The sequence below is a fragment of the Paraburkholderia sp. J76 genome (genome assembly GCF_905220295.1).
GTDB lineage: Bacteria > Pseudomonadota > Gammaproteobacteria > Burkholderiales > Burkholderiaceae > Paraburkholderia.
In genome coordinates this window covers 46,619-69,512 of the sequence record NZ_CAJMZJ010000017.1, presented here as the reverse complement: position 1 = coordinate 69,512, position 22,894 = coordinate 46,619, and the positions used below count along the sequence as shown (strand labels likewise).

The 22,894-nt window shown below is 65.8% G+C and carries 22 protein-coding genes and 1 tRNA gene; 4 read left to right on the top strand and 19 right to left on the bottom strand.

Annotation, left to right across the window (positions count from 1 at the left end; all coding sequences use genetic code 11):
• Window positions 1-300: 300 nt before the first annotated feature.
• Together U5768_RS27115 and U5768_RS27110 are read left to right on the top strand one after the other, a co-directional pair.
• Window positions 301-1,617 (top strand): MFS transporter, encoded by a 1,317-nt coding sequence (locus U5768_RS27115; protein ID WP_322033454.1) that lies wholly within the window; start codon window positions 301-303, stop codon window positions 1,615-1,617.
• A gap of 181 nt (window positions 1,618-1,798) precedes the next feature.
• Window positions 1,799-1,978 (top strand): hypothetical protein, encoded by a 180-nt coding sequence (locus U5768_RS27110; protein ID WP_322033453.1) that lies wholly within the window; start codon window positions 1,799-1,801, stop codon window positions 1,976-1,978.
• Window positions 1,979-2,029: 51 nt separating this feature from the next.
• On the opposite strand, the gene U5768_RS27105 is transcribed toward U5768_RS27110, so the two are convergent.
• From U5768_RS27105 to map, 8 genes are all read right to left on the bottom strand, one after another.
• Window positions 2,030-2,155: a hypothetical protein gene (locus tag U5768_RS27105; protein WP_256094537.1), complete on the bottom strand. Its 126-nt coding sequence runs from the start codon at window positions 2,153-2,155 to the stop codon at window positions 2,030-2,032.
• 271 nt (window positions 2,156-2,426) lie between these two features.
• On the bottom strand, window positions 2,427-3,434 hold the full coding sequence (waaC, locus tag U5768_RS27100; protein ID WP_322033452.1) for a lipopolysaccharide heptosyltransferase I: 1,008 nt from the start codon (window positions 3,432-3,434) through the stop codon (window positions 2,427-2,429).
• Between the two features lie 379 nt (window positions 3,435-3,813).
• The gene (locus tag U5768_RS27095; RefSeq protein WP_322033451.1) at window positions 3,814-4,131 is read right to left on the bottom strand and encodes a YXWGXW repeat-containing protein; all 318 of its coding nucleotides are present in this window, start codon (window positions 4,129-4,131) and stop codon (window positions 3,814-3,816) included.
• A 177-nt stretch (window positions 4,132-4,308) separates the two neighbouring features.
• Window positions 4,309-4,563, bottom strand: a complete 255-nt coding sequence (minE, locus tag U5768_RS27090) for a cell division topological specificity factor MinE (protein WP_027795398.1) — start codon at window positions 4,561-4,563, stop codon at window positions 4,309-4,311.
• Between the two features lie 14 nt (window positions 4,564-4,577).
• Window positions 4,578-5,393: a septum site-determining protein MinD gene (gene minD / locus U5768_RS27085; protein WP_112171401.1), complete on the bottom strand. Its 816-nt coding sequence runs from the start codon at window positions 5,391-5,393 to the stop codon at window positions 4,578-4,580.
• Between the two features lie 97 nt (window positions 5,394-5,490).
• Entirely contained in the window at window positions 5,491-6,360 is an 870-nt protein-coding gene (gene minC / locus U5768_RS27080) for a septum site-determining protein MinC (RefSeq protein WP_322033450.1), read from the bottom strand.
• Window positions 6,361-6,531: 171 nt separating this feature from the next.
• Window positions 6,532-7,080: a GNAT family N-acetyltransferase gene (locus tag U5768_RS27075; protein ID WP_322033449.1), complete on the bottom strand. Its 549-nt coding sequence runs from the start codon at window positions 7,078-7,080 to the stop codon at window positions 6,532-6,534.
• Window positions 7,081-7,222: 142 nt separating this feature from the next.
• Window positions 7,223-8,008, bottom strand: a complete 786-nt coding sequence (gene map, locus U5768_RS27070) for a type I methionyl aminopeptidase (RefSeq protein ID WP_322033448.1) — start codon at window positions 8,006-8,008, stop codon at window positions 7,223-7,225.
• A 210-nt stretch (window positions 8,009-8,218) separates the two neighbouring features.
• Between map and U5768_RS27065 the strand changes: the two genes are divergently transcribed.
• Window positions 8,219-9,013: a hypothetical protein gene (locus U5768_RS27065; RefSeq protein WP_322033447.1), complete on the top strand. Its 795-nt coding sequence runs from the start codon at window positions 8,219-8,221 to the stop codon at window positions 9,011-9,013.
• Window positions 9,014-9,099: 86 nt separating this feature from the next.
• Here U5768_RS27065 and U5768_RS27060 read toward each other — a convergent pair.
• From U5768_RS27060 to U5768_RS27050, 3 genes are all read right to left on the bottom strand, one after another.
• Window positions 9,100-9,190, bottom strand: a tRNA-Ser gene (locus tag U5768_RS27060).
• A gap of 120 nt (window positions 9,191-9,310) precedes the next feature.
• Window positions 9,311-10,603 carry a serine--tRNA ligase gene (gene serS, locus U5768_RS27055; RefSeq protein ID WP_322033446.1) on the bottom strand — a complete coding sequence of 431 codons (1,293 nt, stop codon included), beginning with the start codon at window positions 10,601-10,603 and terminating at the stop codon, window positions 9,311-9,313.
• A gap of 87 nt (window positions 10,604-10,690) precedes the next feature.
• Window positions 10,691-12,022 carry a replication-associated recombination protein A gene (locus U5768_RS27050; RefSeq protein WP_322033445.1) on the bottom strand — a complete coding sequence of 444 codons (1,332 nt, stop codon included), beginning with the start codon at window positions 12,020-12,022 and terminating at the stop codon, window positions 10,691-10,693.
• 227 nt (window positions 12,023-12,249) lie between these two features.
• On the opposite strand from U5768_RS27050, the gene cytX reads away from it, so the two are divergent.
• Window positions 12,250-13,566: a putative hydroxymethylpyrimidine transporter CytX gene (gene cytX, locus U5768_RS27045; RefSeq protein ID WP_322033444.1), complete on the top strand. Its 1,317-nt coding sequence runs from the start codon at window positions 12,250-12,252 to the stop codon at window positions 13,564-13,566.
• A gap of 84 nt (window positions 13,567-13,650) precedes the next feature.
• Here the strand turns inward: cytX and bioB are convergent, their stop codons facing one another.
• The 8 genes from bioB to U5768_RS27005 form a co-directional block, all read right to left on the bottom strand.
• On the bottom strand, window positions 13,651-14,712 hold the full coding sequence (bioB, locus tag U5768_RS27040; RefSeq protein ID WP_322033443.1) for a biotin synthase BioB: 1,062 nt from the start codon (window positions 14,710-14,712) through the stop codon (window positions 13,651-13,653).
• Between the two features lie 40 nt (window positions 14,713-14,752).
• A complete protein-coding gene (gene bioD, locus U5768_RS27035) occupies window positions 14,753-15,463 on the bottom strand; it encodes a dethiobiotin synthase (protein ID WP_322033442.1) in 711 nt (236 codons plus the stop codon).
• Window positions 15,460-16,680: an 8-amino-7-oxononanoate synthase gene (gene bioF / locus U5768_RS27030; protein WP_322033441.1), complete on the bottom strand. Its 1,221-nt coding sequence runs from the start codon at window positions 16,678-16,680 to the stop codon at window positions 15,460-15,462. Before bioF ends, bioD begins: the two co-directional genes overlap by 4 nt.
• 1 nt (window position 16,681) lies before the next feature.
• Window positions 16,682-18,061, bottom strand: a complete 1,380-nt coding sequence (gene bioA, locus U5768_RS27025; protein ID WP_322033440.1) for an adenosylmethionine--8-amino-7-oxononanoate transaminase — start codon at window positions 18,059-18,061, stop codon at window positions 16,682-16,684.
• 422 nt (window positions 18,062-18,483) lie between these two features.
• Window positions 18,484-19,881, bottom strand: a complete 1,398-nt coding sequence (locus U5768_RS27020) for a dienelactone hydrolase family protein (RefSeq protein WP_322033439.1) — start codon at window positions 19,879-19,881, stop codon at window positions 18,484-18,486.
• Window positions 19,882-20,382: 501 nt separating this feature from the next.
• Window positions 20,383-20,847: a YchJ family protein gene (locus tag U5768_RS27015; RefSeq protein WP_322033438.1), complete on the bottom strand. Its 465-nt coding sequence runs from the start codon at window positions 20,845-20,847 to the stop codon at window positions 20,383-20,385.
• Between the two features lie 54 nt (window positions 20,848-20,901).
• Window positions 20,902-21,579 (bottom strand): SDR family oxidoreductase, encoded by a 678-nt coding sequence (locus U5768_RS27010; RefSeq protein WP_322033437.1) that lies wholly within the window; start codon window positions 21,577-21,579, stop codon window positions 20,902-20,904.
• A gap of 91 nt (window positions 21,580-21,670) precedes the next feature.
• Window positions 21,671-22,867 (bottom strand): acetyl-CoA C-acetyltransferase, encoded by a 1,197-nt coding sequence (locus U5768_RS27005; protein ID WP_322033436.1) that lies wholly within the window; start codon window positions 22,865-22,867, stop codon window positions 21,671-21,673.
• Window positions 22,868-22,894: the final 27 nt, after the last annotated feature.

Genomic DNA, 22,894 nt, shown 5'->3' with positions numbered 1-22,894 from the left:
CGGCCACGCCTCCCGCCACGCGCCATCCGCGCCTGCGCGTGAGGCTTCGACCGTGCTGCCGCTCCTTCGCGCCTATCGGCGCGCGCCACGACCGGTCAGGAATCAACGTGCACAGCCCGCGCGGTGCGATGCATACTGGCGAAGCGCCGCACCCCGGCGCATGCGGCCGGAGCCCGCCCGAGCCTGCCTGAGCCTTAAACGCCAGCCACGCGGCCGCCCCGCTTCGAACCTGAACAAGACGCCCGCGCAAGCCTCGCAAGACTCTGGCGCAAGCGCGCCACAACGACTGGAGACCCTTGAATGTCAACCTCACCCATTTCGCCCGCGCGCGCCGATCAGGCAAACGCAGCGAAGCAGCAAAGCACCGCACGCGTGATCTTTGCGAGCTTTATCGGCACTGCAATCGAGTTTTACGACTTCTATGTGTACGCAACGGCCGCGGCGCTCGTGATCGGCCCCGTGTTCTTCCCTCACGGCTCGGCCACGGCCCAGGCGCTCTCGGCGTTCGTCACCTTCGGCATTGCGTTCGTCGCGCGGCCGATCGGCTCGTTCATCTTCGGTCACTTCGGCGACCGCATCGGCCGTAAATCGACGCTGGTCGCGTCGCTGCTCGTCATGGGCCTCTCCACCACGCTGATCGGCTTCCTGCCCGGCTATGACGCGATTGGCAGCCTCGCGCCTATCCTGCTGTGCATCCTGCGCTTCGGCCAGGGCATCGGCCTTGGCGGCGAATGGGGCGGCGCCGCGCTGCTCGCGACCGAATACGCGCCGCAAGGCAAGCGCGGCTGGTTCGGCATGTTCCCGCAGCTCGGGCCGTCGGTGGGCTTCCTCGCCTCGAACGGCCTTTTCTTCGGGCTCGCCTCGACGCTCTCCGACCAGCAGTTTCGCGACTGGGGCTGGCGCGTGCCGTTCATCGTCTCGGCGGTGCTCGTCGCGCTCGGTCTGTACGTGCGCCTGAAGATCGCCGAAACGCCCGCCTTCAAGGCCGCCGTCGAGCGCGAGGAGCGCGTAAAGGTGCCGGTCGCGACGCTGCTCTCGCAGTACTGGTGGCCGACGCTGCTCGGCGCGCTCGCCATGGTCGTCTGCTACACGCTCTTCTACAACGCCACGGTGTTCTCGCTCTCGCACGGCGTGACGGCGCTGCACATTCCGCGTCCGACCTTCCTCGGCATGCTGTGCGTCGCCGTAGTGTTCATGGGCATCGCCACGCCGATCTCGGCCTGGCTTTCCGATCGCTTCGGACGCAAGCCCGTGCTGATCGTCGGCTGCATTCTGGCCATTCTCTCGGGCTTCACCATGGAGCCGCTGCTCGGCAGCGGTGCGACGCCGCTCGTGCTGCTCTTCCTCGTGATCCAGCTCTTCCTGATGGGCGCCACGTTCGCCCCGATGGGCGCGCTGTTGCCCGAGCTGTTCCCGACCAACGTGCGCTATACGGGCGCGGGCGTCGCGTACAACCTCGGCGGTATTCTCGGCGCTTCGGTCGCGCCGTATATCGCACAGGTGCTGGCCGCGCGCGGCGGGCTCTCGTGGGTCGGCGCGTATGTGTCGATCGCGGCCTGCGTGAGCCTGTTCGGTGTCCTGTGCATGCGTGAGACGCGTCATACGTCGCTCTCGTAAACGCATGCCCGCATTGACGTAAAAAAAGCGGAATCCGCAGGCGCGGATTCCGCTTTTTTCATGGGTATTCCAGTCGCGCTTTTGATCCCGCTTTAATCCCGCGTTAATGCCTTTGGGCACGCGCAATGCATGCCTATACTCGAATCAACAGGCGGGGAGCGAACTCCCGGGGGAGCCGACGATGAACCTGCATCTGGGCAACGCTGACATTGTTCTGATCATCGCCCTCGCCCTGGGCATCTCCCTTCTGCTGGCGTTTCGCCTGCGCACCGCGAGTTGGCGCGCGGTCCTGCTCGAAGCGCTGGCGGCGAACGCCGCGGCAATCGCCGCGGTCGTCGCGATCGAAATGCTGCTTGCCTGAAGGCAGTCGCGCCGTAAGCGCCGCCTCCTGCGCGGCACTGTGCGACACCGATCAGCGATAGTAATAGCCGTGATGGTAGCCGCCGCCGTAGTAGCCGCCGGCCGGCACCACGACGCAGCCGCCCAGCGAAGCCGCGAGCAGTGCGCCGGCGATGAGGGTAAGCGTCAATCGTTTCACAGTGTTCTCCCTTCAAGTCAGTGTCTGTGTCCGGCCATGCGATGTCGGGCTGGACGGTTACGATTGAACACGACAGCGAACAAGTGAGGCGTTGCAATTTGTAAGCAGCGGTATGGCTCGTGTAACAGTGCGAGCGCTCGAAGCCTTTGGCACACGTGGCGCGAGGCGCCCTTGCAATACAAGCGCGACACTTTTAACAAGCTCGTAATGGGAAAGTACGCGGGAAGACATTCGGGAAACGCCGAAGCAAGCGCAGACCAGCCCGCCAAACTCAAGCGGCGTGAACGTCCGATGCCTGTGCCGATGCGCCGCCTTCGCGCGCGGGATAGATGCGATCGACGGCATCGATCGCGACCTGCACCGGCGGCACGTGACGGCCATCGCCAATCGAGATCGAGCGATTGGACGCACGCACGCCGCTGTGCTCGGCGTCGGTCGTCACGAAGACCATCACCGTGGGCTTGATGAGCGCGTGGGCGAGATGCACGAAGCCCGTGTCGGTGCCGACCACGAGCGCGCAATCTTCGATACGCTGCGCGACCTGCAAAACGGTGAGGCGCGGCAGCACCGTCGCGCCCGGAATGAGCGCCGCGATCTCGCGCGCCGTGACGTGCTCGCTCTCGCTTCCCCACGGCAGTTCGATGCGCAGGCCGCGCGCAATCAACGCCTTGCCGAGTTCGCCCCAATGGCCGACCGGCCACTTCTTCTCGTCTTTCGAGGTCGCGTGAAAGAGCAGCGCGGTGGGCGCCTCCGGTGCGGGCAGCGCGGTGCTGTCGCGCGGAATGCGCATCTGGAATTCGGGCGGCGTGTCGACGGTATAGCCGAGCGCTTCGCCCGCGCTGATGCGCATGCCGTGCCACGCATCGCACTTCGGACGCGGCCCGAAGCGGCCGTTGTACGCGAAGGCCGCGCCGCGCTCGCCGAGGTCCTGGGAGCGATAGCCGAAGCGCCGCCGCCCGCGCGCGAGAAACGCGATGATCGCGCTCTTGTAGACGCCGTGAATATCGATGATGGCGTCATAGCGATAAGCACGCAGCTCCGAAATCGACGCCCAGATCGCCTTGAAGTCGCTCCAGCGGCGCGCCTTCTTGAAGCGGCGCAGCGGCGCGCAAAGCACACGGTCCACGCCCGCGTTCCAGCGCACGATATCGGCAAAGGCCTCGTCCGCGGCCCAATCGACCTTCACGCCCGGAAAGGCGTGCTGCACGTCGGCGACGACCGGAAGCGCCTCGACGATGTCGCCGAGCGAAGTCACTTTGACAATCAAAACTCGTTTCATTGTGCTGCAGGCCGCAGGGCCCGGTAGTCCAGTCTTCAGGGAATTGCGGGAGATTTTAGCGGACGAACCTTGCGCCAGCCTGCGAACGGTGCGATCCGGCACGCGCGAAATCTGTCCCTTTCTTACAGGTTCTGGGGCGGCATCGACATGCGTGCGCCGCAAAATGCGCCGGGCCCGACACGCCACAGCGCGTCGAGCCCGGTATGCGCGATCCGTCGAAGGATCGCGAGGAACGGTCGGCGACTAGTAGACGACGACCGGTGCGGTTCTCACGTACATGGGCCGCGCCGGCACGACGATGCAGCCCGCCAGCATCAACGCGAGCACGGCCGCCGCGAGCAGCTTTTTACTCATAAGAGGGCTCCCTTCGCGCGCCAGATCAGGCGGCCCAATGGCCTTGGACCCAATGCCAGTTCGGGCCGTGCTCGATCCAGTGGCCGGGCACCCAGTGATAGCCGACACGCTCGGCCTGCCAGTGGCCCGTCACCCACACGTACTGGCCGTGGTCCCAGCGCCAGTGGCCCTTGTCCCAGACATAGCCCGCACGCGGCGCCGGCACGACTTCCACGCGCTCCGCGGGCGGCGCCATTCTCGGCTCGACCACGACGATTTCGGCGAATGCGGGAGCCGCGACAGCGCAGGTGCCAGCGGCGACGATCGCAGCCTTGGCGATGAGGAGGCGAATGGAGTTGTTCATGTTGATCACCCTTGATTTTTGGACGCCTTGATTGGCGTTATCCGTTCAATGCGCGAGCACGGCGTTGCGCTGACATCGGCGGTGTAACGGCGCAGGGTGAAGTGAAACTGAATATTTCGGTAAGGCGGCGGCCACGCCAAAAACGCGCGCAGCACGGCAGCCGCGCGCGCTTTCGGTTCAAGCCTGCGGAATCTCGATCTTGACCTCGAGCACTTCGAGATCGTCCTGGCGTTCGAGGCTCACGCGAATGTCTTCATCGGAGATCTTCACGTACTTCGAGATCACCGCGACCAGCTCGCGTTGCAGGGCCGGGAGATAGTCGGCGGGCGGATGGCCGCCTGCGCGCTCGTGCGCAATGATGAGCTGCAGGCGTTCCTTCGCTACCGAGGCGGACTTCTTCTTCTCGCCGAGAAAAAACGAAAGAAACGACATGACGTTCGCCTCCCTTACTTGCTACCGAAGAGGCGCTGGAGCAGCCCCGGCTTCTGGTAATCGGTGAAACGAAGCGTCTTGTCTTCGCCGAGAAAACGCGAAACCACGTCCTTGTACGACTCGGCGACATCGGTGCCGTCGAGATGGACTGCGGGCAGCCCCTGGTTCGATGCGTGCAGCACCGCTTCCGATTCCGGAATCACGCCGATCAGCTCGATGCGCAGGATTTCCGAGATATCGGACAGCGAGAGCATCTCGCCTTCGCTCACGCGCTTGGGGTTGTAGCGGGTGATGAGCAGGTGCTCCTTGATCGGGTCCTTGCCTTCGATTGCGCGCTTCGTCTTCGACGACAGCATGCCGAGGATGCGGTCCGAGTCGCGCACGGAAGAGACTTCGGGGTTCGTCACGATGAGCGCTTCGTCGGCGAAGTGCATGGCGAGCAGCGCGCCCGACTCGATGCCGGCGGGCGAATCGCACACGATGTACTCGAAGTCCATCTTGCGCAGGTCCTCGATCACCTTTTCCACGCCTTCCTTCGTGAGCGCGTCTTTATCGCGCGTTTGCGAGGCCGGCAGGATGAAGAGGTTCTCGCACTTCTTGTCCTTGATGAGCGCCTGATTGAGGTTCGCTTCACCCTGGATCACGTTGATCAGGTCGTACACGACGCGGCGCTCGCAACCCATGATGAGGTCGAGATTGCGCAGGCCCACGTCGAAGTCGATGACCGCGGTCTTGTGGCCGCGCAACGCGAGGCCCGATGCGAAACTCGCGCTCGTGGTCGTCTTGCCGACACCACCTTTGCCCGAAGTCACCACAATGATTTTTGCCATTCCCTTACCTTGCGTTCGTCAGTTTCCCAATTTGGCCTCGTCCTGGCCTCTGCCGCTCATGGCCCTGCTCGCCCGGGCACAACGCTCGGGCGGCGACTCAGGTGAGCCTCAACGGTTCGATCAACAGCTTTTCTTCTTCGAGCCGGATTTGCGCCGGCTTGCCCCGCACGTCGTCGGCGAGTGGAACTTCAGTGGTACGGTAGATACCCGCAATCGAAATCAGTTCCGCCTCGAGGCTCGTGCAGAAAATGCGCGCGTCGTGATTGCCGTGCACGCCCGCGAGCGCACGGCCGCGCAGCGGCGCGTAAATGTGGATGTTGCCCTCGGCGATCACTTCCGCGCCGTTGGAAACGAGGCCGAGCACGACCACGTCGCCCTTCGCGTAGATGCGCTGGCCCGAACGCAGCGGCCGGTCGACCACGAGCGTGGGTTCCGTGCGCGTGCCGGACGGGCTCGCGTCGAGCATTGCCGCGGCGCTCACCGTGGCTGCCGCGCTCGCTTCGGCGGCGGATGGGCCCGTGTCGGTGGAAAAGAGTTCGGGCTGCGCAGCGGCGGATTGCGGAGCGGCCGAAGGGGTGACGGAAGCGGCCGCGTTCGATGCCTCGCCTTCGCTTGCGGCTTCTTCGGCCGGCTTCGCGCCCGCGCCGCGGCGGTCGCGCGCTTCGAGGAACGGCAGGCCTGCTTCGGCGGCCCAGCCATGTTGTTCGGGCTGAGCAACCACGCCCACCGGGCGCATGCGCACGCTTTGGAGCAAGCGAACGATATCGCCGAGCGCGACCTGCTCGCCGTCGGCGAGACGCCGCACGTCGATCGCGACCGTGTCGTTTGCGAAGAATTCGGGCGTCGCCTCGAAGCGTCGAGTAAGCTCGGCGCGCATGGCATCGAGCTCGGTTGTCTTGACCACGAACAGAAGCGTATCGACTGAACCGCTCTTCAGTTCAAAATATGGCGATTTCCTGGGCGACATGGCGTTCGGCTAAAAATTTTGCGTATTTTACAGGCGCGGGCGCGCACGGCCATTATTTTTAATGGTGTATTCGGCCAAATTCGCTGCTGAATACGCGCAAACAAATCTGGCGCAAAAAAAGCGCGCGAAGGAGAGACGCCGCGAGGGACGCCGCGGCGCGAATGCCGGGCGTTATGGCGAAGGAGCGGCCGAAGAAGCGGACGCCGTGGGCTCGCCCAGCGCGCGCATGAGCAGCGTTTCCCATTGTTCGGGCTGCTGCTGGCTGCGCGCGTGGTCGCCGGTGGCGACGAAGCCGAGGCGCTCGTAGAAGCGCATGGCCGTCGTGTTCGCGTCGGTCACCCAGGCGTAGACCTGCGTGGCGCCTTCGCTCACGAGCCAGTCGATGGCGCTGTTCAGCAGCAGTTCGCCGCCGCTCAGATGACGCACCGCAGGCGCGACCCACAGCGCCGAGACGAACGCGCGGCGCGCGGGCGCGCTTTCGAAGCTCGCGCCGATCAAACCGGCCGGATGGCCTTCGGTATAGAGAATGAACGACGTGCCCGTGTGCGAAACCGCATGCCGGGCCGCCGCAGCGTCGAAAACGGCGGCATCGGCGGATAGCGCGTCTTCGAGCGTGTCGCCGAATGCATAAGGCGCATCGCGCAACGAAGCTGTTCGAAGCTCGCGGAGCACGGCACCCTGATCGGCGGCGATACGGCGAACGGTCAGTGACGGACTCATGCAGTCGTAAACCCCAATAAAGCGCTAACGCGTAGCTTTAACCGAACTGGCTTGAGAGTCAAATCCTTATTTGACAATTGCGGGCGGACCACGCCCGGCGTGCGAGCCTTGACAGACGGCCGCCCAGGCCGCACAGCCGCGCTCACGGGGCCTCGTAGGCGCCAGTGCCGTCCGGCCAGGGCGTGAGGAGTTCATAGCCGTCTTCCGTGACGGCGACCATGTGCTCCCACTGCGCCGAGAGCGAGCGGTCCTTGGTGACGACCGTCCAGCCGTCGCGCTGCACCGTCGTGCCCGCGCGGCCCGCGTTCACCATCGGCTCGATCGTGAAGACCATGCCCGGCTTCAGGCGCACACCCTGCCCCGGCTGCCCGTAGTGCAGCACCTGCGGTTCCTCGTGATAGACCTTGCCGATGCCGTGGCCGCAATACTCGCGCACGATCGAGAAGCCGGCTGCCTGAGCGCGCTTCTGGATGGCGTGGCCGACGTCGCCGAGCGTCGCCCCCGGCTTCACCTCGCGGATGCCCGCGAGCATCGCCTCGTAGGTCGTGTCGATCAGTTGACGGCCCACCGTGCTCGGCGTGCCGACGCAGTACATGCGGCTCGTGTCCCCGAAATAGCCGTCCTTGATCACGGCCACGTCGATGTTGATGATGTCGCCGTCCTTGAGCACCTCGCCGCGATTCGGAATGCCGTGGCAGACCACGGAATTGACGGACGTGCAGATCGTCTTCGGAAAGCCAAGGTAGCCGACATTGGCCGGCACGGCCTTGAGCGTGTTGACGATGTAGTCGTTGCAGAGCGCGTCGAGGTCGTCGGTGGAGACGCCCGGCTTCACGTGCTCACCGATCATCGCGAGCACGTCGGCGGCGAGACGGCCCGAAATGCGCAGGCGCTCGAGATCGTCGGCAGACTTGTAGGTGATAGGCATCTGTGGACCGAAGTGGGCGCGGCGGCGCACGCATGCGCTTCGCCGCAAATTCAAAGGAGCGATTGTACCGGCGCTGCGACGTCGCTTGCGCCCCAAACCGCGTCATCCCGCTGACGCCGGGCATCGAATTTTCAGATATCTCCGATTGTTCGAGCGCAAGCCACCGTCAAGAATGAGAAATATCTTACATCGCGAGCAGACAGTCCGATCATGATCTCAAGTCATCCCGCCCCCTCTTCCACTCAAAACGCGGCGCTCAACGTCCTGATTGCACTGCCGACTTACGACAACTCGGTGCATTTCGACTTCGCCATGGCGCTCGCGCGGCTCATGGAAGCGCTCAAGGAAAACGGCATCCGCTACGAGTACATTCATACCGCTTCGTCGCACATCATCCGCGCGCGCAATTTTTTTGCGAATTATTTTCTGAGCCATCCCGAGTTCACGCATCTGCTTTTTCTCGACACGGACATGGACTTCACGCGCGAGGCGATCTTGCGCCTGATCGCCGGTGACAAGCCCGTGGCCGGCGTTGCCTGCCCGTATCGCTATTTCGACCGGGAAAAGGTGATTACGAGCGCCGACGTGGGGCTCACACTGCGCGAATGGCAGGAAAAAACCGTGGACTACAACACGGCGATTCTCGCCGACGAAGCGGGCAACAGCTTTGTGTCCGACGGCTGGGCCGAGGTGAGTCATATCGGCACGGGCATTTTCCTCGTGCGGCGCGAGGCGCTGGAGGCAATCGTGCCGCATACGGAGCTTTACCGCCCGCCCACGCAGTACGCGGGCTATCTGCCGGACGGCAAGTTCTATGCGTTCTTCGACACCGTTGGCGAGAAAGGCGTGTATCTCTCGGAAGACCTGTCGTTCTGCCGGCGCGTGCGCGCGGCGGGCAAGTCGGTGTGGGCGCTCGTCGACGAAAAGATCGTGCACCACGGCGGATCGTCGATTTCGGGCACTTACCTCAATGCGCTGAACCTGCGCGGGCATATGCAAAAGTAAAGCTGTGCTCCGGCGGCGCACGCCGGAGCACAGGCAGAAAAGCAAAAACCCCTGCAGCGATTAAGCATGCAGGGGTTTTCTGAATCTGGCGGAGAGGGTGGGATTCGAACCCACGGTACGGGGAAACCGTACGCCTGATTTCGAGTCAGGTACATTCGACCACTCTGCCACCTCTCCGGTGTACTGCCTTTTTACTGCTTCTCCGACCTTGGTCGGCGACCGGAGAAGCGAAGATTATAGAACGTTTTTTGAATTCCGCAAGCCCTCTCTGCAAAAAAGTTTCGAGGGCGAGCAGATTCAGGCGTTCGCTTCGAGGCGCGCCACGCCACCCATGTACGGACGCAGCACTTCGGGCACGGTGACCGAGCCGTCCGCTTCCTGATAGTTCTCCAGCACGGCAACGAGCGTGCGGCCCACGGCGAGGCCCGAGCCATTGAGCGTGTGCACGAGTTCCGGCTTGCCCTGCGCGTTGCGATAGCGCGCCTGCATGCGGCGCGCCTGGAACGCTTCCGTATTCGAGCAGCTCGAAATTTCGCGATACGTGTTCTGCGCGGGCAGCCACACTTCGAGGTCGTAGGTCTTGGTCGCCGAGAAGCCCATGTCGCCCGTGCACAGCGTGATGACGCGGTACGGCAGGCCGAGCTTCTGCAAGATGGTTTCCGCGTGGACGACCATCTGCTCGAGCGCGTCGTACGACGTTTCGGGCGCAACGATCTGCACCATCTCCACCTTGTCGAACTGGTGCTGACGGATCATGCCGCGCGTGTCGCGACCGTAGGAACCCGCTTCCGAGCGGAAGCACGGCGAATGCGCCGTGAGCTTGATGGGCAGCGCGCTGCCTTCCACGATGCTCTCGCGCACCGTGTTCGTGAGCGAGATTTCCGAGGTCGAAATGAGGTACTGCGTGACCGTGTTCTCGCCGCCGCCCTTTTCCACGCGGAACATGTCGTCGGCGAACTTGGGAAGCTGGCCCGTGCCGTACAGGATCTCCGGATTGACGATGTACGGCGTGTACGTTTCCGTGTAGCCGTGCTCGAGCGTGTGCGTGTTGATCATGAACTGCGCCAGCGCGCGATGCAGGCGCGCGATCTGGCCGCGCAGCATCGTGAAGCGCGCGCCCGAGAGCTTCGCGCCCGTCTCGAAATCGAGACCCAGCGGCGTGCCCACGTCCACGTGATCCTTAACCTCGAAGTCGAACGCGCGCGGCGTGCCCCAGCGGCGCACTTCCACGTTGTCGGATTCGTCCTTGCCCGCCGGCACGCTTTCGTGCGGCAGGTTCGGCACGCCGAGCAACAGCTCCGAGAGCTTCGACTGGATCTCGTCGAGCTTGGCGGCCGACGCCTTCATCTCGTCGCCGATGCCGCCCACTTCGGCCATGACCGCCGAGGTGTCCTCGCCGCGGCCTTTCATCGCGCCGATCTGCTTCGACAGACTGTTGCGGCGTGCCTGCAGTTCTTCGGTGCGGGTCTGGATGGCGCGGCGTTCCGCTTCGAGCGCGGAAAAGGCCGCCACGTCGAGGGTGTAGCCGCGGTCGGCGAGGCGCTTCGCGACGCCGTCGAGGTCTTTGCGCAGCATCTGGATGTCGAGCATGGGATTGTGAGACGCAGTTTCGTTGTATGAAGGGACGATTTTAGCGCACCGGCCGGGGCAGTCTGGCGCACTCCGGCGCGACCGGCATCAGCCTTTGCGCTTCCTTTCGCGGATTTCGTCCCGGTGCTCCTCGCGCCATTGCGCGTCGAGGTCGGCGAGGCGCGCGAGCTTTTCGCCGATCTTGCCTTCGAGGCCGCGCGGCGTGGGCTGGTACCAGTGCGGCTCGCGCATGCCATCGGGCAAATAGGTTTCACCGGCCGCGTAGGCGTCGGGCTCGTCGTGCGCATAGCGGTATTCGTGGCCGTAGCCCAGCTCTTTCATCAGCTTCGTGGGCGCGTTGCGCAGATGGATGGGCACCGCGCGCGACTGGTCCTTGCCCACGAAACGACGCGCCTCGTTATAGGCGTTGTAGCCCGCGTTCGACTTCGGCGCGACGGCCAGATAGATCACGGCCTGCGCGAGCGCGAGTTCGCCTTCGGGCGAGCCAAGGCGCTCGTAGGTCTCGGCCGCGTCGAGCGTGATGCGCCCGGCGCGCGGGTCGGCGAGACCGATGTCCTCCCACGCCATGCGCACGATGCGCCGCGCGAGATAACGCGGGTCCGCGCCGCCGTCGAGCATGCGGCAGAACCAGTAGAGCGCGCCGTCCGGGTTGCTGCCGCGCACCGACTTGTGCAGCGCGCTGATCTGGTCGTAGAACGCATCGCCGCCCTTGTCGAAGCGGCGCAGGTTCTCGGCAAGCGCGCTGCCGAGCAGTTCGCCGTCTATCTCCGTCTTCTTTTGCTGGGCGGCCGCGCGCGCGACGATTTCCAGGTTGTTCAGGAGCTTGCGCCCGTCGCCGTCCGCAGAACCGATCAGCGCTTTTTTCGCTTCGTCGGTGAACGTCAGGCCGCCCAGTTCCGCGGAAGCACGCGCCAGCAGTTCGCCCTGCTCTTCCTCGTCGAGGCTCTTGAGCACGTACACGGCCGCACGCGAGAGCAGCGCGCTGTTCACCTCGAACGACGGGTTTTCCGTCGTCGCGCCGATGAACACAAAGAGGCCCGACTCGACATGCGGCAGGAAGGCGTCCTGCTGGCTCTTGTTGAAGCGATGGACCTCATCGACGAACACGAGCGTCTGGTGCCCATGCGCGCGATGCACCTGCGCCTGCTCCACGGCTTCGCGGATGTCCTTCACGCCCGAGAGCACCGCCGAGAGCGCGATGAATTCGGCGTGGAAGGCATCGGCCATGAGGCGCGCGAGCGTGGTCTTGCCCACGCCCGGCGGCCCCCAGAGGATCATCGAATGCGCTTCGCCGGACTCGAACGCCACGCGCAGCGGCTTGTTGGGCCCGAGCAGATGCTTCTGGCCGATGACCTCGTCGACGGAACGCGGGCGCAGTCGCTCGGCGAGGGGGACGTTGGCACGGGTTTCTTCAAACATGACGTTTTCGCGATAATGACGGCTTTCCGGCAGGCCGCTCGTATGTTGCCAATTCGCCGAAGGATTCGGGGACATACCGCCCGCCATCGCAAATCGGCCTGCCGCACCGGATGCAGTCGTGCATTATGACAGTGTGCGACGCGGCGCGAAGCGCGGGGCCTGGCGGCTTACGCCGACTGGGCCGGACAACATAGATAAAACAGACGATACAGAGGAAAGCGTTCCACATGACTCAAGATTCGCACGCCGGCGAAGCCGGCTCCACCTACGCGCCGAACGTGCCTGTGCCCGACGCGCGCCGCCAGTTCCGCACCGGCGACGCCTTCGCGCTGTGGTTTTCGCTCGGCATCGGCCTGCTGGTCGCGCAGGCGGGCGCGCTGCTCGTGCCGGGCCTTTCGCTGCCCCACGCGCTCGTGGCCATCGTCATCGGCAGCGTGATCGGCGTCGTGCTGCTCGCGCTCGCGGGCGTGATCGGCACGGACACGGGCCTCGCCGCCATGTCGTCGCTGCGCCCGACGCTCGGCATTCGCGGCGTGTCGGTGCCGGCTGTCATCAACATGGTGCAGCTCGTGGGCTGGGGCTCGTTCGAGATCATCGTGATGCGCGATTCGGCCGATGCGCTCGCCAAACAGGCCTTCGGCCTTTCGATGCCGCTCGTCTGGACCGTGATCTTCGGCGTGCTCGCCACGCTGCTCGCCGTGAGCGGCCCGCTCTCGTTCGTGCGGCGCTTCCTGCGCACATGGGGCATCTGGCTGCTGCTCGCGGGCGCGGCCTGGCTCACGTGGAGCCTGCTCGTGAAGCAGGACATCGGTGCGCTCATGCGCCGCCCGGGCACGGGCGAGATGCCGTTTGGCAGCGCCATCGACCTCGTGGTGGCGATGCCGCTCTCGTGGCTGCCGCTCATCGCCGACTACACGCGCTTCGGCCGCAAAGCGGGCGAAACCTTCCGCGGCACGCTGCTGGGCTACGGCATCGCGAACCTGTGGTTCTACGCGCTGGGCGCCGTCTACGGCCTGGCCGCAGGCGGCGGCGACGCGCTCCTCACCACGGCGCTCGCCCAGGCCGGCGGCGGCTTCGCGCTGCTGCTCGTGCTGATCGACGAAATCGACAACGCCTTCGCCGACATCCACTCCGCCGCCGTCTCGACCGGCACGTTCTGGACGCGCGCCAGCGTGCCCTGGCTCTCCGCCGCGTTCGGCGCGCTGTGCACGCTGATTGGCCTCGTCGTGCCGATGGCGAAGTACGAGAACTTCCTGCTCTTCATCGGCTCGGTGTTCGCACCGCTCTTCGGCGTGGTGCTCGCCGATCACTTCATCGTGCGCCGCCGTCGCATCGACCCGCAGGCGCTCGCCGATCTGAACGGCGCGTACGGCTATTCGGGGGGCTGGCACGTGAGCGCGTTCGTCGCGTGGGCGGTCGGTTTCGGCGCGTATCAGGCGCTCAACCAGTGGCTGCCGAACCTCGGCGCGACGCTGCCGTCGCTCGTGATCGGAGGGCTGTGCTACCTCCTGCTCGCGGGGCGCCGGCGCGCGGCTTATGCCTGATGCGCCGTACGTCGCTTTGATCGCGCGATAAAAAACGCCAGGCGTCGAAGCCTGGCGTTTTCTTTTTGGGCAAAGCGCGAGGCGTTACTCGCAATGGCCGCAGCCGCCGTGCGAATGATCTTCAGCGCCCAGATGCTGCGCGGCCTGCGCGCTGATGCCCAGACGCTGCAGCAGCTTGCGGTCGGCCTGCGCTTGCGGGTTGCTCGTGGTGAGCAACTGGTCGCCGTAGAAAATCGAGTTCGCGCCCGCCATGAAGCACAGCGCCTGGAGCGCGTCGTCCATCTGCTCGCGGCCCGCCGACAGGCGCACCATCGCCTTCGGCATCGTGATGCGCGCCACGGCGATCGTGCGCACGAACTCGAACGGGTCGATCGGCTCCGTGCCTTCGAGCGGCGTGCCCGTGACCTGCACGAGATTGTTGATCGGCACCGACTCCGGGTACGGCTCCATGTTCGCGAGCTGCGCAATCAGGCCCGCGCGCTCGCGGCGCGATTCGCCCATGCCGACGATGCCGCCGCAGCACACGTTGATGCCCGCGTCGCGCACACGTTCGAGCGTCTCGAGGCGGTCCTCGTAAGTGCGCGTCGAGATGATCTTGCCGTAGAACTCCGGCGACGTATCGAGGTTGTGGTTGTAGTAGTCGAGGCCCGCGTCGGCGAGCGCCTTCGCCTGGTGATCTTCGAGCATGCCGAGCGTCACGCAGGTTTCCAGCCCCATCGCCTTCACGCCGCGAATCATGTCCTTGATCGGCTCCAGATGGCGATCCTTCGGATTGCGCCACGCCGCGCCCATGCAAAAGCGCGTCGCGCCGTTGGCCTTGGCCGAGCGCGCCGCGTCCAGCACCGCGCCCACTTCCATCAGCTTGCCCGCTTCGAGTTCCGTGTCGTGATGCGCCGATTGCGGGCAGTACGCGCAGTCTTCCTCGCAACCGCCCGTCTTGATCGACAGCAGCGTGGAAAGCTGCACGGCGTTCGCGTCGAAATGCTCGCGATGCACTTGCTGCGCACGGAACATCAGATCGTTGAACGGCAGCTCGTAGAGCGCGGCGACGTCGGCGACTTTCCAGCGCGCGGCGGCTTCCGCCGCAGCGTGGGCGCTGGGCGCGGTGGCCTTCAGGGAGGTGATGTCGATGTGGGTTTGCGTCATGGTGTCGGGTCCTTCTTTACGTGACTGTGCGTTCGGTGCTTCAGGCGTTTGCGCGCAGGCGCGCGAGCAATGCGTCGATGTTCAGGTGTTCGGCCGCGTCGTCGGCGCTCGCGCCGCGCATGTGCGGCACGACGCCCACGAGCGGCGCGCCGTACTGAGCGGCCAGCCGCTCGCGCAGCGCGTCGATGTTTTCTGCGGGGAAGGTCATGGCCGGATCGATTCGATTCGCGACCCAGCCCGCGAGCTTCAATCCGCGCGCGGCAATCGCTTCGGCGGTGAGCAATGCGTGGCTGATGCAGCCAAGCCGCATGCCCACCACGAGCACCACGGGCAGACCAAGCGCGACGGCGAGGTCGGCGGTATCCGCGGTTGCCGTGAGCGGCACGCGAAAGCCGCCCACGCCTTCCACGACGACGGCATCTGCGCGCTCGCAGGCCGCCTGGTAGCAATCGACGATGCGCGTCATGTCGAGCGTCACGCCTTCGAGTGCGGCGGCGATGTGCGGCGCGGCGGGCTCCTTGAGCAGGAATGGCGTGCGAATTTCCGGCGGCAGCAGCACGCTCGCGGCGGCGTCGAGCTGATCGGCGTCCTCGTTGTGCCAGGCGCCGTCGCGCTCGTAAGCGCCCGCGGCGATGGGCTTGAGCGCCGCGGCACGCAGCCCCGCATGCGTGAAGCCGCGCAGCAGCGCCGCGCTCACGAAGGTCTTGCCGATCTCGGTATCGGTGCCGGTGACAAAAAGCGAAACCGTCATTGCGCGAACTCCGGTGCGGAGGTGCGCGTCGCGAGGCTCGCGCGTTGCAGCGATGCGTTCAGCCGGTCGAGGTCCGCATCCGAATGCGCAGCGGAAAGCGAAATGCGCAGACGCGAGGTGCCTTCGGGCACGGTCGGCGGCCGGATGGCGGGCACCCACAGGCCGTCGCGTTCGAGCGCGGCCTGCAGCGCGAGCGTCGCTTCGTTCGCGCCGATGACGAGCGGCTGCACGGCGGTATGCGAATCGACGGGCTGCCAGCACGTTTCTACCAGCAGCGAACGCGTGCGGGCGATCAAATGCCCGAGGTGCGCGCGCCGCGCGTCGCCCTCTTCACCCGCGATCAAACGCAGGCTCGCCGACACCGCATGAGCAACGGCCGGCGACGAAGCCGTCGTGAAGATGTACGGACGTGCGCGCTGCACGAGCCATTCGATCACGGTGCCGTGCGCGCAGATGAACGCGCCCGCCACGCCCGCGGCCTTGCCGAGGGTGCCGACCATCACGAGATGGTCCGAGCGCAGTGCGGCTTGCGCCAGCGCGCCGCGACCCTGCGGGCCGAGCACGCCGAAGCCGTGCGCGTCGTCGACCACGAGCCACGCGCCATGTTTTTCCGCAAGTTCGACGAGACGCGCGAGCGGCGCGACATCGCCGTCCATGCTGAACACCGTGTCGCTCACGATCAACTTCGCGCCGGCGTCGCTCGATTCGAGCATCGCGGCTAGCGCGTTCATGTCGCCATGCGGATAGATCTCGATGTCGGCGCGCGAGAGCCGCGCACCGTCGATTAGCGAGGCGTGGTTGAGCGCGTCGGAGAAGATCGTCGTGCCGCGGCCCGCGAGCGCCGTGAGCACGGCCAGGTTCGCCATGTAGCCGGTGCTGAAGTACAGCGCGCGCGGCGCATCGACGAAGGTGCCCGCGAATGCCGCGAGATCGTCTTCGAGTTGTGCATGCGCGCGCGAGTGGCCGCCCAGCAGATGCGAGCCGCCGCTGCCCGCGCCGTAGCGCTGCGCGCCTTCTGCGATGGCGGCGACCAGTTGCGGATGCGCGGCGAGACCGAGATAGTCGTTGCTGGCAAAGCCGATGGTCGCGCGGCCGTCCACCTGCATATGCGCGCTGCAAGGCGTGCCCACGGTGCGGCGGCGGCGGCGCAAGCCGCGCGCGTCGATATCGCGCAAGCCTTGGTCCAACGTATCGATCAACAGATTGTGATGCGCCATATCAGATGTCCTCCAGGACGGTGGCGTCGAAAGTCTCGCGCGTGCGTGCGGCGAGGAACGCCTGCATTTCGTTGTCCAGAATATATGGCGGCATGACATAGACCGTCGTGCCGATCGGGCGCAGCAGCAGTTCGCGCTGCAATGCATTCTCAAAGAAGCGTCGCGAGAACGTGGCCGCGCGCTGCGGGTCTTCGAGCGCGACGTCGAACGCGAGTATCGTGCCGCACTGGCGCAGGTTGCGTACGAGCGGATGCGCGGCGAACGGCTCGAACAGTTCGCGCAGTTGCGCTGATTTGCGTGCGTTCGCGGCGAGCACGTCATCGCGCTCGAACAGGTCGAGCGTGGCGAGCGCCGCGCGGCATGCGAGCGGATTGCCCGTGTACGAATGCGAATGGAGGAAACCGCGCGTGGTGTCGTCGTCGTAGAACGACTCGTAGATGGCGTCGCGCGAAAGCACGATCGAAAGCGGCAGATAACCGCCGCTAATGCCCTTCGAAAGCGTGAGCAGATCGGGCCATACGCCGGCCTGCTCGCACGCGAAGAACGTGCCGGTACGCCCGCAGCCCACGGCGATTTCGTCGGCGATCAGGTGCACGCTGAAGCGGTCGCACAGCGCGCGCAAGCCCTTCAGATACGCGGGATCGTGCATTGCCATGCCGGCCGCGCACTGCACGAGCGGCTCGACAATCAGCGCGGCGATGCGGCCTTCGCGCTCGACGAAAAGCCGCTCGACATCGGCGAGCGCGCGCGCCGCGACGTCCAGCGCTGTTTCGCCGGGTTGCGCCGCGCGCGCATCGGGCGACGCGACCACATGCGCGTGATGCAGCAGCGGATCGTAAGCATCCCTGAATAGCTTCACATCGGTCACACCGAGCGCGCCGATGGTTTCGCCGTGATAGCTGTTGGCAAGGCAGACGAATTCGCGCTTGTCGCTCTCGCCGCGGTTGCGCCACGAATGAAAGCTCATCTTCAGCGCGATTTCGACGGCCGACGCGCCATCGGAAGCGAAAAACGCATGACCGAGCACGCCGCCCGTGCGCGCCGAAAGACGCTCGGCAAGCTCCACGGCGGGTTCGTGCGTGCAGCCCGCGAGCATGACGTGTTCGAGCGTGTCGAGCTGCGCCTTGAGCGCGGCGTTGATCGACGCATTGGCGTGGCCGAAGAGGTTCACCCACCACGAACTGATCGCGTCCAGATAACGGCGGCCTTCGCGGTCATAAAGCCACGGGCCCTCGCCGCGCGCGACGGCCACGAGCGGCACGCGCTCGTGATGTTTCATCTGGGTGCAGGGATGCCACACGGCGCGCAGGCTGCGAGCGACCCAGTCGGTCGCGGGGCGATCTTCGCGGGTAAGGTTCGAAGAGTGAGATAGCGAATTCAAATACGACTCCCGATACGACAGCGGGACCGAGATTAACGTGTTAGCCGACGCAATGCACTACCCCGAAAATCGCACTCAAACGCGCGCCGGCGCGGCGTTTCGAGCCGTTCGGAGCAGCTCGGAACCGATCGAAAATAAAGACCAGAAATGCAAGGAGATGACGACGACAAAGTGAACCCGCCTTATGCAAAAAAATCTGCGGGCCGGTGCGAAATTGCAGAACGTGGGATAGCGAAGCGCGTATTTTTGGCGACGCGCGGCAAGCGCGCGGGCGCGGGAAACAGAGGCGGGAACAGAGGCGGGAACGGATGTGGGAACAGATGCGGGGACGCAAAGCAAAGCGGCCCCTCAAGGGGCCGCGCGATGCTGAAGCGCCGAAGAATGTGAGCCGGACAGCAGCCGGAGCAGCGGGATGCCGAAAATTACCGGCTCGCCAGCGCGTGGTCGCTGTCGTCGGCGTTGCCGTTGTCCGCCGTGGCGCGCGTCGTGTCGGCGTCGCCGTTCCGGGCGGTCTGCGTGCCGCCGTTGTTCCAGACCACCGTGTCATTCACGGCGTAGAGGCGGCAGGGATCGGCGCTGTGCTTTTCGCAGTTCGAGATTGCCACGGCCATCGGATTGTCGCCGCCTTCGGCCCACGACCATGCGCCGGAGTCGGACACCGCGAATGCGCGGCTCGGATACTGCTTGAGGAAGTTTCGATAACCGTCGCGGCCCGCCTGATCGACGAACGGCACGGCGCCCACCGAATCGATCTGCGCGAAGCCGGTACCGCCGGGCGCGACCGGCGTCGCCACGCGATACTGCACCGCTGTCGGCAGGCCGCGGTTGGCGAGGAACGCCTCGACCGTCGGCCACCAGATCTTCACGCCGTCGCGATCGCCCACGAGGCGATGCGCGTCGTTCTTGTACGCGCCGAAATCCACGAGCTTTGCCGTCGCGGCCGGGCGGTCCTCACCCGTTTGCGCGTCGCGGTAGGCCGCGAACATCTTCGCGACGAGATCGGGCGACCAGACCGAGTCGTTGTCGCCGTAGAGCCAGAGCGAGGCCACGCGGGCCTTGCCGCCGTAGTCGCCGAACGCCTGGGTCAGGTTGCCCTGCCAGCCCGTGCAGGCGTCCTGGCGCAGGCCGCCCGAGAAGTTGATGAGGGCGCGCACGCCGTTCGCCGCCTCGGTGCCATAGGCCATGGTGGCGAGGCCGCCGTGCGAGGTGCCCGCGACGATGATCCGCGTGGCGTCGACATAGGGTTGCTTCGACATGTACGCGATGGTCGAAGCGACATCGGCCGCCTGGCCGAGGCCGTTGCTCGCGACGTCGCAACCGTCCTGCTGATACGAGCCGCCCGACTCCGCGAAGCCCTGGCGGTTCGGCGCGACGACGACATAACCGCGGCGCACGAATTCGCGCGCGAACGAAAGCGGATCGCTGCGAGCCTGGAGATGCGGGTCGCCCGGAATCTTGCCGTGGTTGAAGATCACCATCGGGAACGGGCCGGCGCCGTTCGGACGGTAAATCGTGGTTTCGAGCGTGACGTCGCCCGATGCATCGACGGGAACGCGGATCACCTGCTCGTTCATGCTGGAGGGCACGACGGGCAGATAGGCGTCGTCGAGCGCGATGCGAGGCACGTTGGCGCTGCCGAGGGGACCGCCTGCAAGGTTCGCTTCAGACGCGTTAGGGGAATGCGTTGCGGAGGTGCTGGCGGCGAGCGGCGCGTTCGCACTCGCACTTGCCGGATCGGAAAGCGACGCTGCGTGAGCAACCGAAAGCACGCACGCGGTGCCGGCTACGATCCATCCGGTAAGGAGCTTCCTGAACGCCATGCGCTACACCACCTGCAAAAGACCTGCTGCTGTGACTCCGACAACCGTCCGATCATTGCCCGCGCTTCGGCCCTTTCAGGGCACAACGAGACACCGTTGCGCCTGGCCGCGAAGCCAGGAGCGTGTGTGACCCGTCACGTGGGATTGCACCGATCGGAACACCTGCGCGGCGCAGTTCTATCGTCGATCAGACCCGCCGCCAGCACCCGTTGCAGTCGATACATGCGCATAGGAAAAGGGTTTTTCACTATGCACTTACGTATCGTGCCGGGCACCGTGATTAGATACTCGCACGACAAATATTTGTTGTGCAATTCAGGGCTAACCCGGCATAAGGCATGCCAACCGCGCGCGGGCCGCGTGGCATGGCGCACACCGGGTTTCGGGTCCGCAGCGAGCGCGCGGATTTTTAAAAAAGGTCCGGGTGGAGAGCGTCGCGCGCGGACAACAGCGGCGCGACTGTGCAGTAAGCACTTGTTTGCAAAGGCATTATTTCGGGCGTCATGACGGCGAAACGTCGCCGTCGACATAACGCCAGCGGCCGTCGCCGCCCCGCGTGAAGCGGCTCGTCTCGTGCAGCCGGAACGCGCGGCCGCCCGTTTTGTAGCGCGCGACGAATTCGACGATTGCGTGCATCTCGTCGCGTTGCTCGTGGCGTTTGACGGCCAGCCCGAGCCAGCGGGGCGCGCCCTCCGCGGCGGGGTTCACGTCGAGATCGGAGGGACAGGTCTCGCTTGCCCATGTCGAGCGCAGATACGCCTCGTCGCCCAGCACGTAGGCGGTGTACCGGGAGCGCATCAATTCGAGCGCCGTGGCGGGCGCGGCACCTTCGTCGATGAAGCGGCCACAGCATTGCGTGTAGCGCGGCGGCCGGGCGGCCGGCTTCTGGCTCGGCGCGGCGCCGCCACAGGGACAATCAGAAGGCCGGGGGGCGGCCTGTGCAGCGCGGGCGGTATCAGCGTTCATGGGGTCGGGCCTGAGTTGCGGGAGCCCGCAAGCGTAGCGCAGACGCGCGGCGCGTTACCAGTCGAGTTCGGTGCCGTCGTACTGGAAGAAGCGGCCGTTGAAGACGTCGCGCGCGGCGGCCGCCTCGGCCACCACCTCGCGCATGCCGGCGACGCTCACCGCCGGGTCGATCGCCGCGTGCGCGCCCCCCATGTCGGTGCGCACCCACCCCGGATGCAGCGCGACGCATGTGGCGCGGCGCGTTTGCAGCGACGTGATCTTCAGCACGTCGTTGAGCGCGGCCTTGCTCGCGCGATAGAGCCAGCCCGTCGTGCCCGTGGTCTCGGCAATGCTGCCCATGCGGCTCGACAGCACGCCGAGCACGCCATGGGCTTTGTCGACGAGCGGCAGCAGGATCGGGATCAGTTGCATCGGGCCGCGCACGTTGGTGTTCATCACGTATTCGAAGTCTTCGGCCGTGACGGTTTCGACGCCTTCGGTGCGCGGGCCATACACGCCGGAGACGACGAGCGCCACGTCGAGCCGCTCGCCTTCGAGCTTCCCGCCGAGCGCGGCGATCTCCTCGGGCCGCGCGATGTCGAGCTGAAAGGTCTGCGCGCCGATGCCACGCAAGGCTTCGAGCGCCTCGGGCCCGCGCGCCGTGGCCAGCACGCGCCAACCGGCCTTCGCATACTGCCGGGCGAACTCGAGACCCAGGCCCCGCGACGCGCCCACGATCAACGCTGTTTTCATCTCGTCACCCTCGTCTGTGCGTGCATGGAAACCGCTGCGGCGCGCCGCCTGCCTGCATCGCCCAAGGCGGCGCGCGTCTTCTGGCGCTAGCCTACAGCAGTTCGACGCCCATCGCCGTGGCTTCCCCGCCGCCGATGCACAGCGTCGCCACGCCGCGCTTGCCGCCGCGCGCGCGCAACGCGCCGATCAGCGTCACGAGAATGCGCGCGCCCGAAGCGCCGATGGGGTGGCCGAGCGCGCACGCGCCGCCGTTCACGTTGACCTTCTCGTGCGGCAGATCGTGCTCCTTCATCGCGGCCATCGTGACCACGGCGAAGGCCTCGTTGATCTCGTAGAGATCGACGTCGCTCGCTTTCCAGCCGGTCTTCTCGAACAGCTTCTTGATCGCGCCCACCGGCGCCGTGGTGAATTTCGCGGGTTGCTGCGCGAACGTGGAATGGCCCGTCACGCGGGCGAGCGGCGTGAGGCCGAGTTGCTTCGCCGTCGATTCGCGCATCATCACGAGCGCCGCCGCGCCGTCCGAAATCGACGACGCGTTCGCCGCCGTCACCGTGCCGGTCTTGCTGAACGCGGGCTTGAGCGTCGCAATCTTGTCGAGGTTGGCCTTGAACGGCTGCTCGTCGCGCTCGATGGTCGTCTCGCCCGCGCGCGAGGCGACCTTCACCGGCGCGATTTCCCACGCGAACGAACCGTCCTCGTTCGCGCGTTTCGCGCGCTTGAGCGACTCGATCGCGAACGCGTCCTGGCGCTCGCGCGAGAAGTCGTACTCGCCCGCGCATTCTTCCGCGAACGTGCCCATCAGGCGGCCCTTGTCGTAGGCGTCTTCGAGGCCGTCGAGGAACATGTGATCGAGCACCTGGCCGTGGCCCATGCGCATGCCGGCGCGCGCCTTCGGCAACAGGTAAGGCGCGTTCGACATGCTCTCCATGCCGCCCGCGACGATCACGTCGGCCGAGCCCGCCAGCAGCATGTCATGCGCGAACATCGCCGCGCGCATGCCCGAGCCGCACATCTTGTTGACGGTCGTAGCGCCTGCCGCCAAAGGCAATCCCGCGCCGAGCGCCGCCTGGCGCGCGGGCGCCTGGCCCTGCCCCGCGGGCAGCACGCAGCCCATCACGACCTCGTCGATCTGTTCGGGCTTCAACCCCGCGCGCTCGACGGCCGCCGCGATCGCGGCCGCGCCAAGCTGCGGGGCGGTAAGCGTCGCGAAATCGCCCTGAAAACCCGCCATCGGCGTGCGCGCCGCCGAAACGATCACGATGGCGTCCTGCTTTTGCGTCTCACTCATGTTTGTGCTCCTTGATGAATCCGTTTG

Bases quoted from the DNA above. Each gene is read 5' to 3' on its own strand.
- U5768_RS27075 (WP_322033449.1), bottom strand. From the start codon at position 7,080: ATGAGTCCGTCACTGACCGTTCGCCGTATCGCCGCCGATCAGGGTGCC.
- U5768_RS27065 (WP_322033447.1), top strand. From the start codon at position 8,219: ATGATCTCAAGTCATCCCGCCCCCTCTTCCACTCAAAACGCGGCGCTC.
- waaC (WP_322033452.1), bottom strand. From the start codon at position 3,434: ATGAAACGAGTTTTGATTGTCAAAGTGACTTCGCTCGGCGACATCGTC.
- U5768_RS27095 (WP_322033451.1), bottom strand. From the start codon at position 4,131: ATGAACAACTCCATTCGCCTCCTCATCGCCAAGGCTGCGATCGTCGCC.
- U5768_RS27005 (WP_322033436.1), bottom strand. From the start codon at position 22,867: ATGAGTGAGACGCAAAAGCAGGACGCCATCGTGATCGTTTCGGCGGCG.
- U5768_RS27020 (WP_322033439.1), bottom strand. From the start codon at position 19,881: ATGGCGTTCAGGAAGCTCCTTACCGGATGGATCGTAGCCGGCACCGCG.
- bioB (WP_322033443.1), bottom strand. From the start codon at position 14,712: ATGACGCAAACCCACATCGACATCACCTCCCTGAAGGCCACCGCGCCC.
- serS (WP_322033446.1), bottom strand. From the start codon at position 10,603: ATGCTCGACATCCAGATGCTGCGCAAAGACCTCGACGGCGTCGCGAAG.
- U5768_RS27115 (WP_322033454.1), top strand. From the start codon at position 301: ATGTCAACCTCACCCATTTCGCCCGCGCGCGCCGATCAGGCAAACGCA.
- bioD (WP_322033442.1), bottom strand. From the start codon at position 15,463: ATGACGGTTTCGCTTTTTGTCACCGGCACCGATACCGAGATCGGCAAG.
- minC (WP_322033450.1), bottom strand. From the start codon at position 6,360: ATGTCGCCCAGGAAATCGCCATATTTTGAACTGAAGAGCGGTTCAGTC.
- minE (WP_027795398.1), bottom strand. From the start codon at position 4,563: ATGTCGTTTCTTTCGTTTTTTCTCGGCGAGAAGAAGAAGTCCGCCTCG.
- U5768_RS27050 (WP_322033445.1), bottom strand. From the start codon at position 12,022: ATGTTTGAAGAAACCCGTGCCAACGTCCCCCTCGCCGAGCGACTGCGC.
- minD (WP_112171401.1), bottom strand. From the start codon at position 5,393: ATGGCAAAAATCATTGTGGTGACTTCGGGCAAAGGTGGTGTCGGCAAG.
- U5768_RS27015 (WP_322033438.1), bottom strand. From the start codon at position 20,847: ATGAACGCTGATACCGCCCGCGCTGCACAGGCCGCCCCCCGGCCTTCT.
- U5768_RS27110 (WP_322033453.1), top strand. From the start codon at position 1,799: ATGAACCTGCATCTGGGCAACGCTGACATTGTTCTGATCATCGCCCTC.
- bioF (WP_322033441.1), bottom strand. From the start codon at position 16,680: ATGGCGCATCACAATCTGTTGATCGATACGTTGGACCAAGGCTTGCGC.
- map (WP_322033448.1), bottom strand. From the start codon at position 8,008: ATGCCTATCACCTACAAGTCTGCCGACGATCTCGAGCGCCTGCGCATT.
- U5768_RS27010 (WP_322033437.1), bottom strand. From the start codon at position 21,579: ATGAAAACAGCGTTGATCGTGGGCGCGTCGCGGGGCCTGGGTCTCGAG.
- cytX (WP_322033444.1), top strand. From the start codon at position 12,250: ATGACTCAAGATTCGCACGCCGGCGAAGCCGGCTCCACCTACGCGCCG.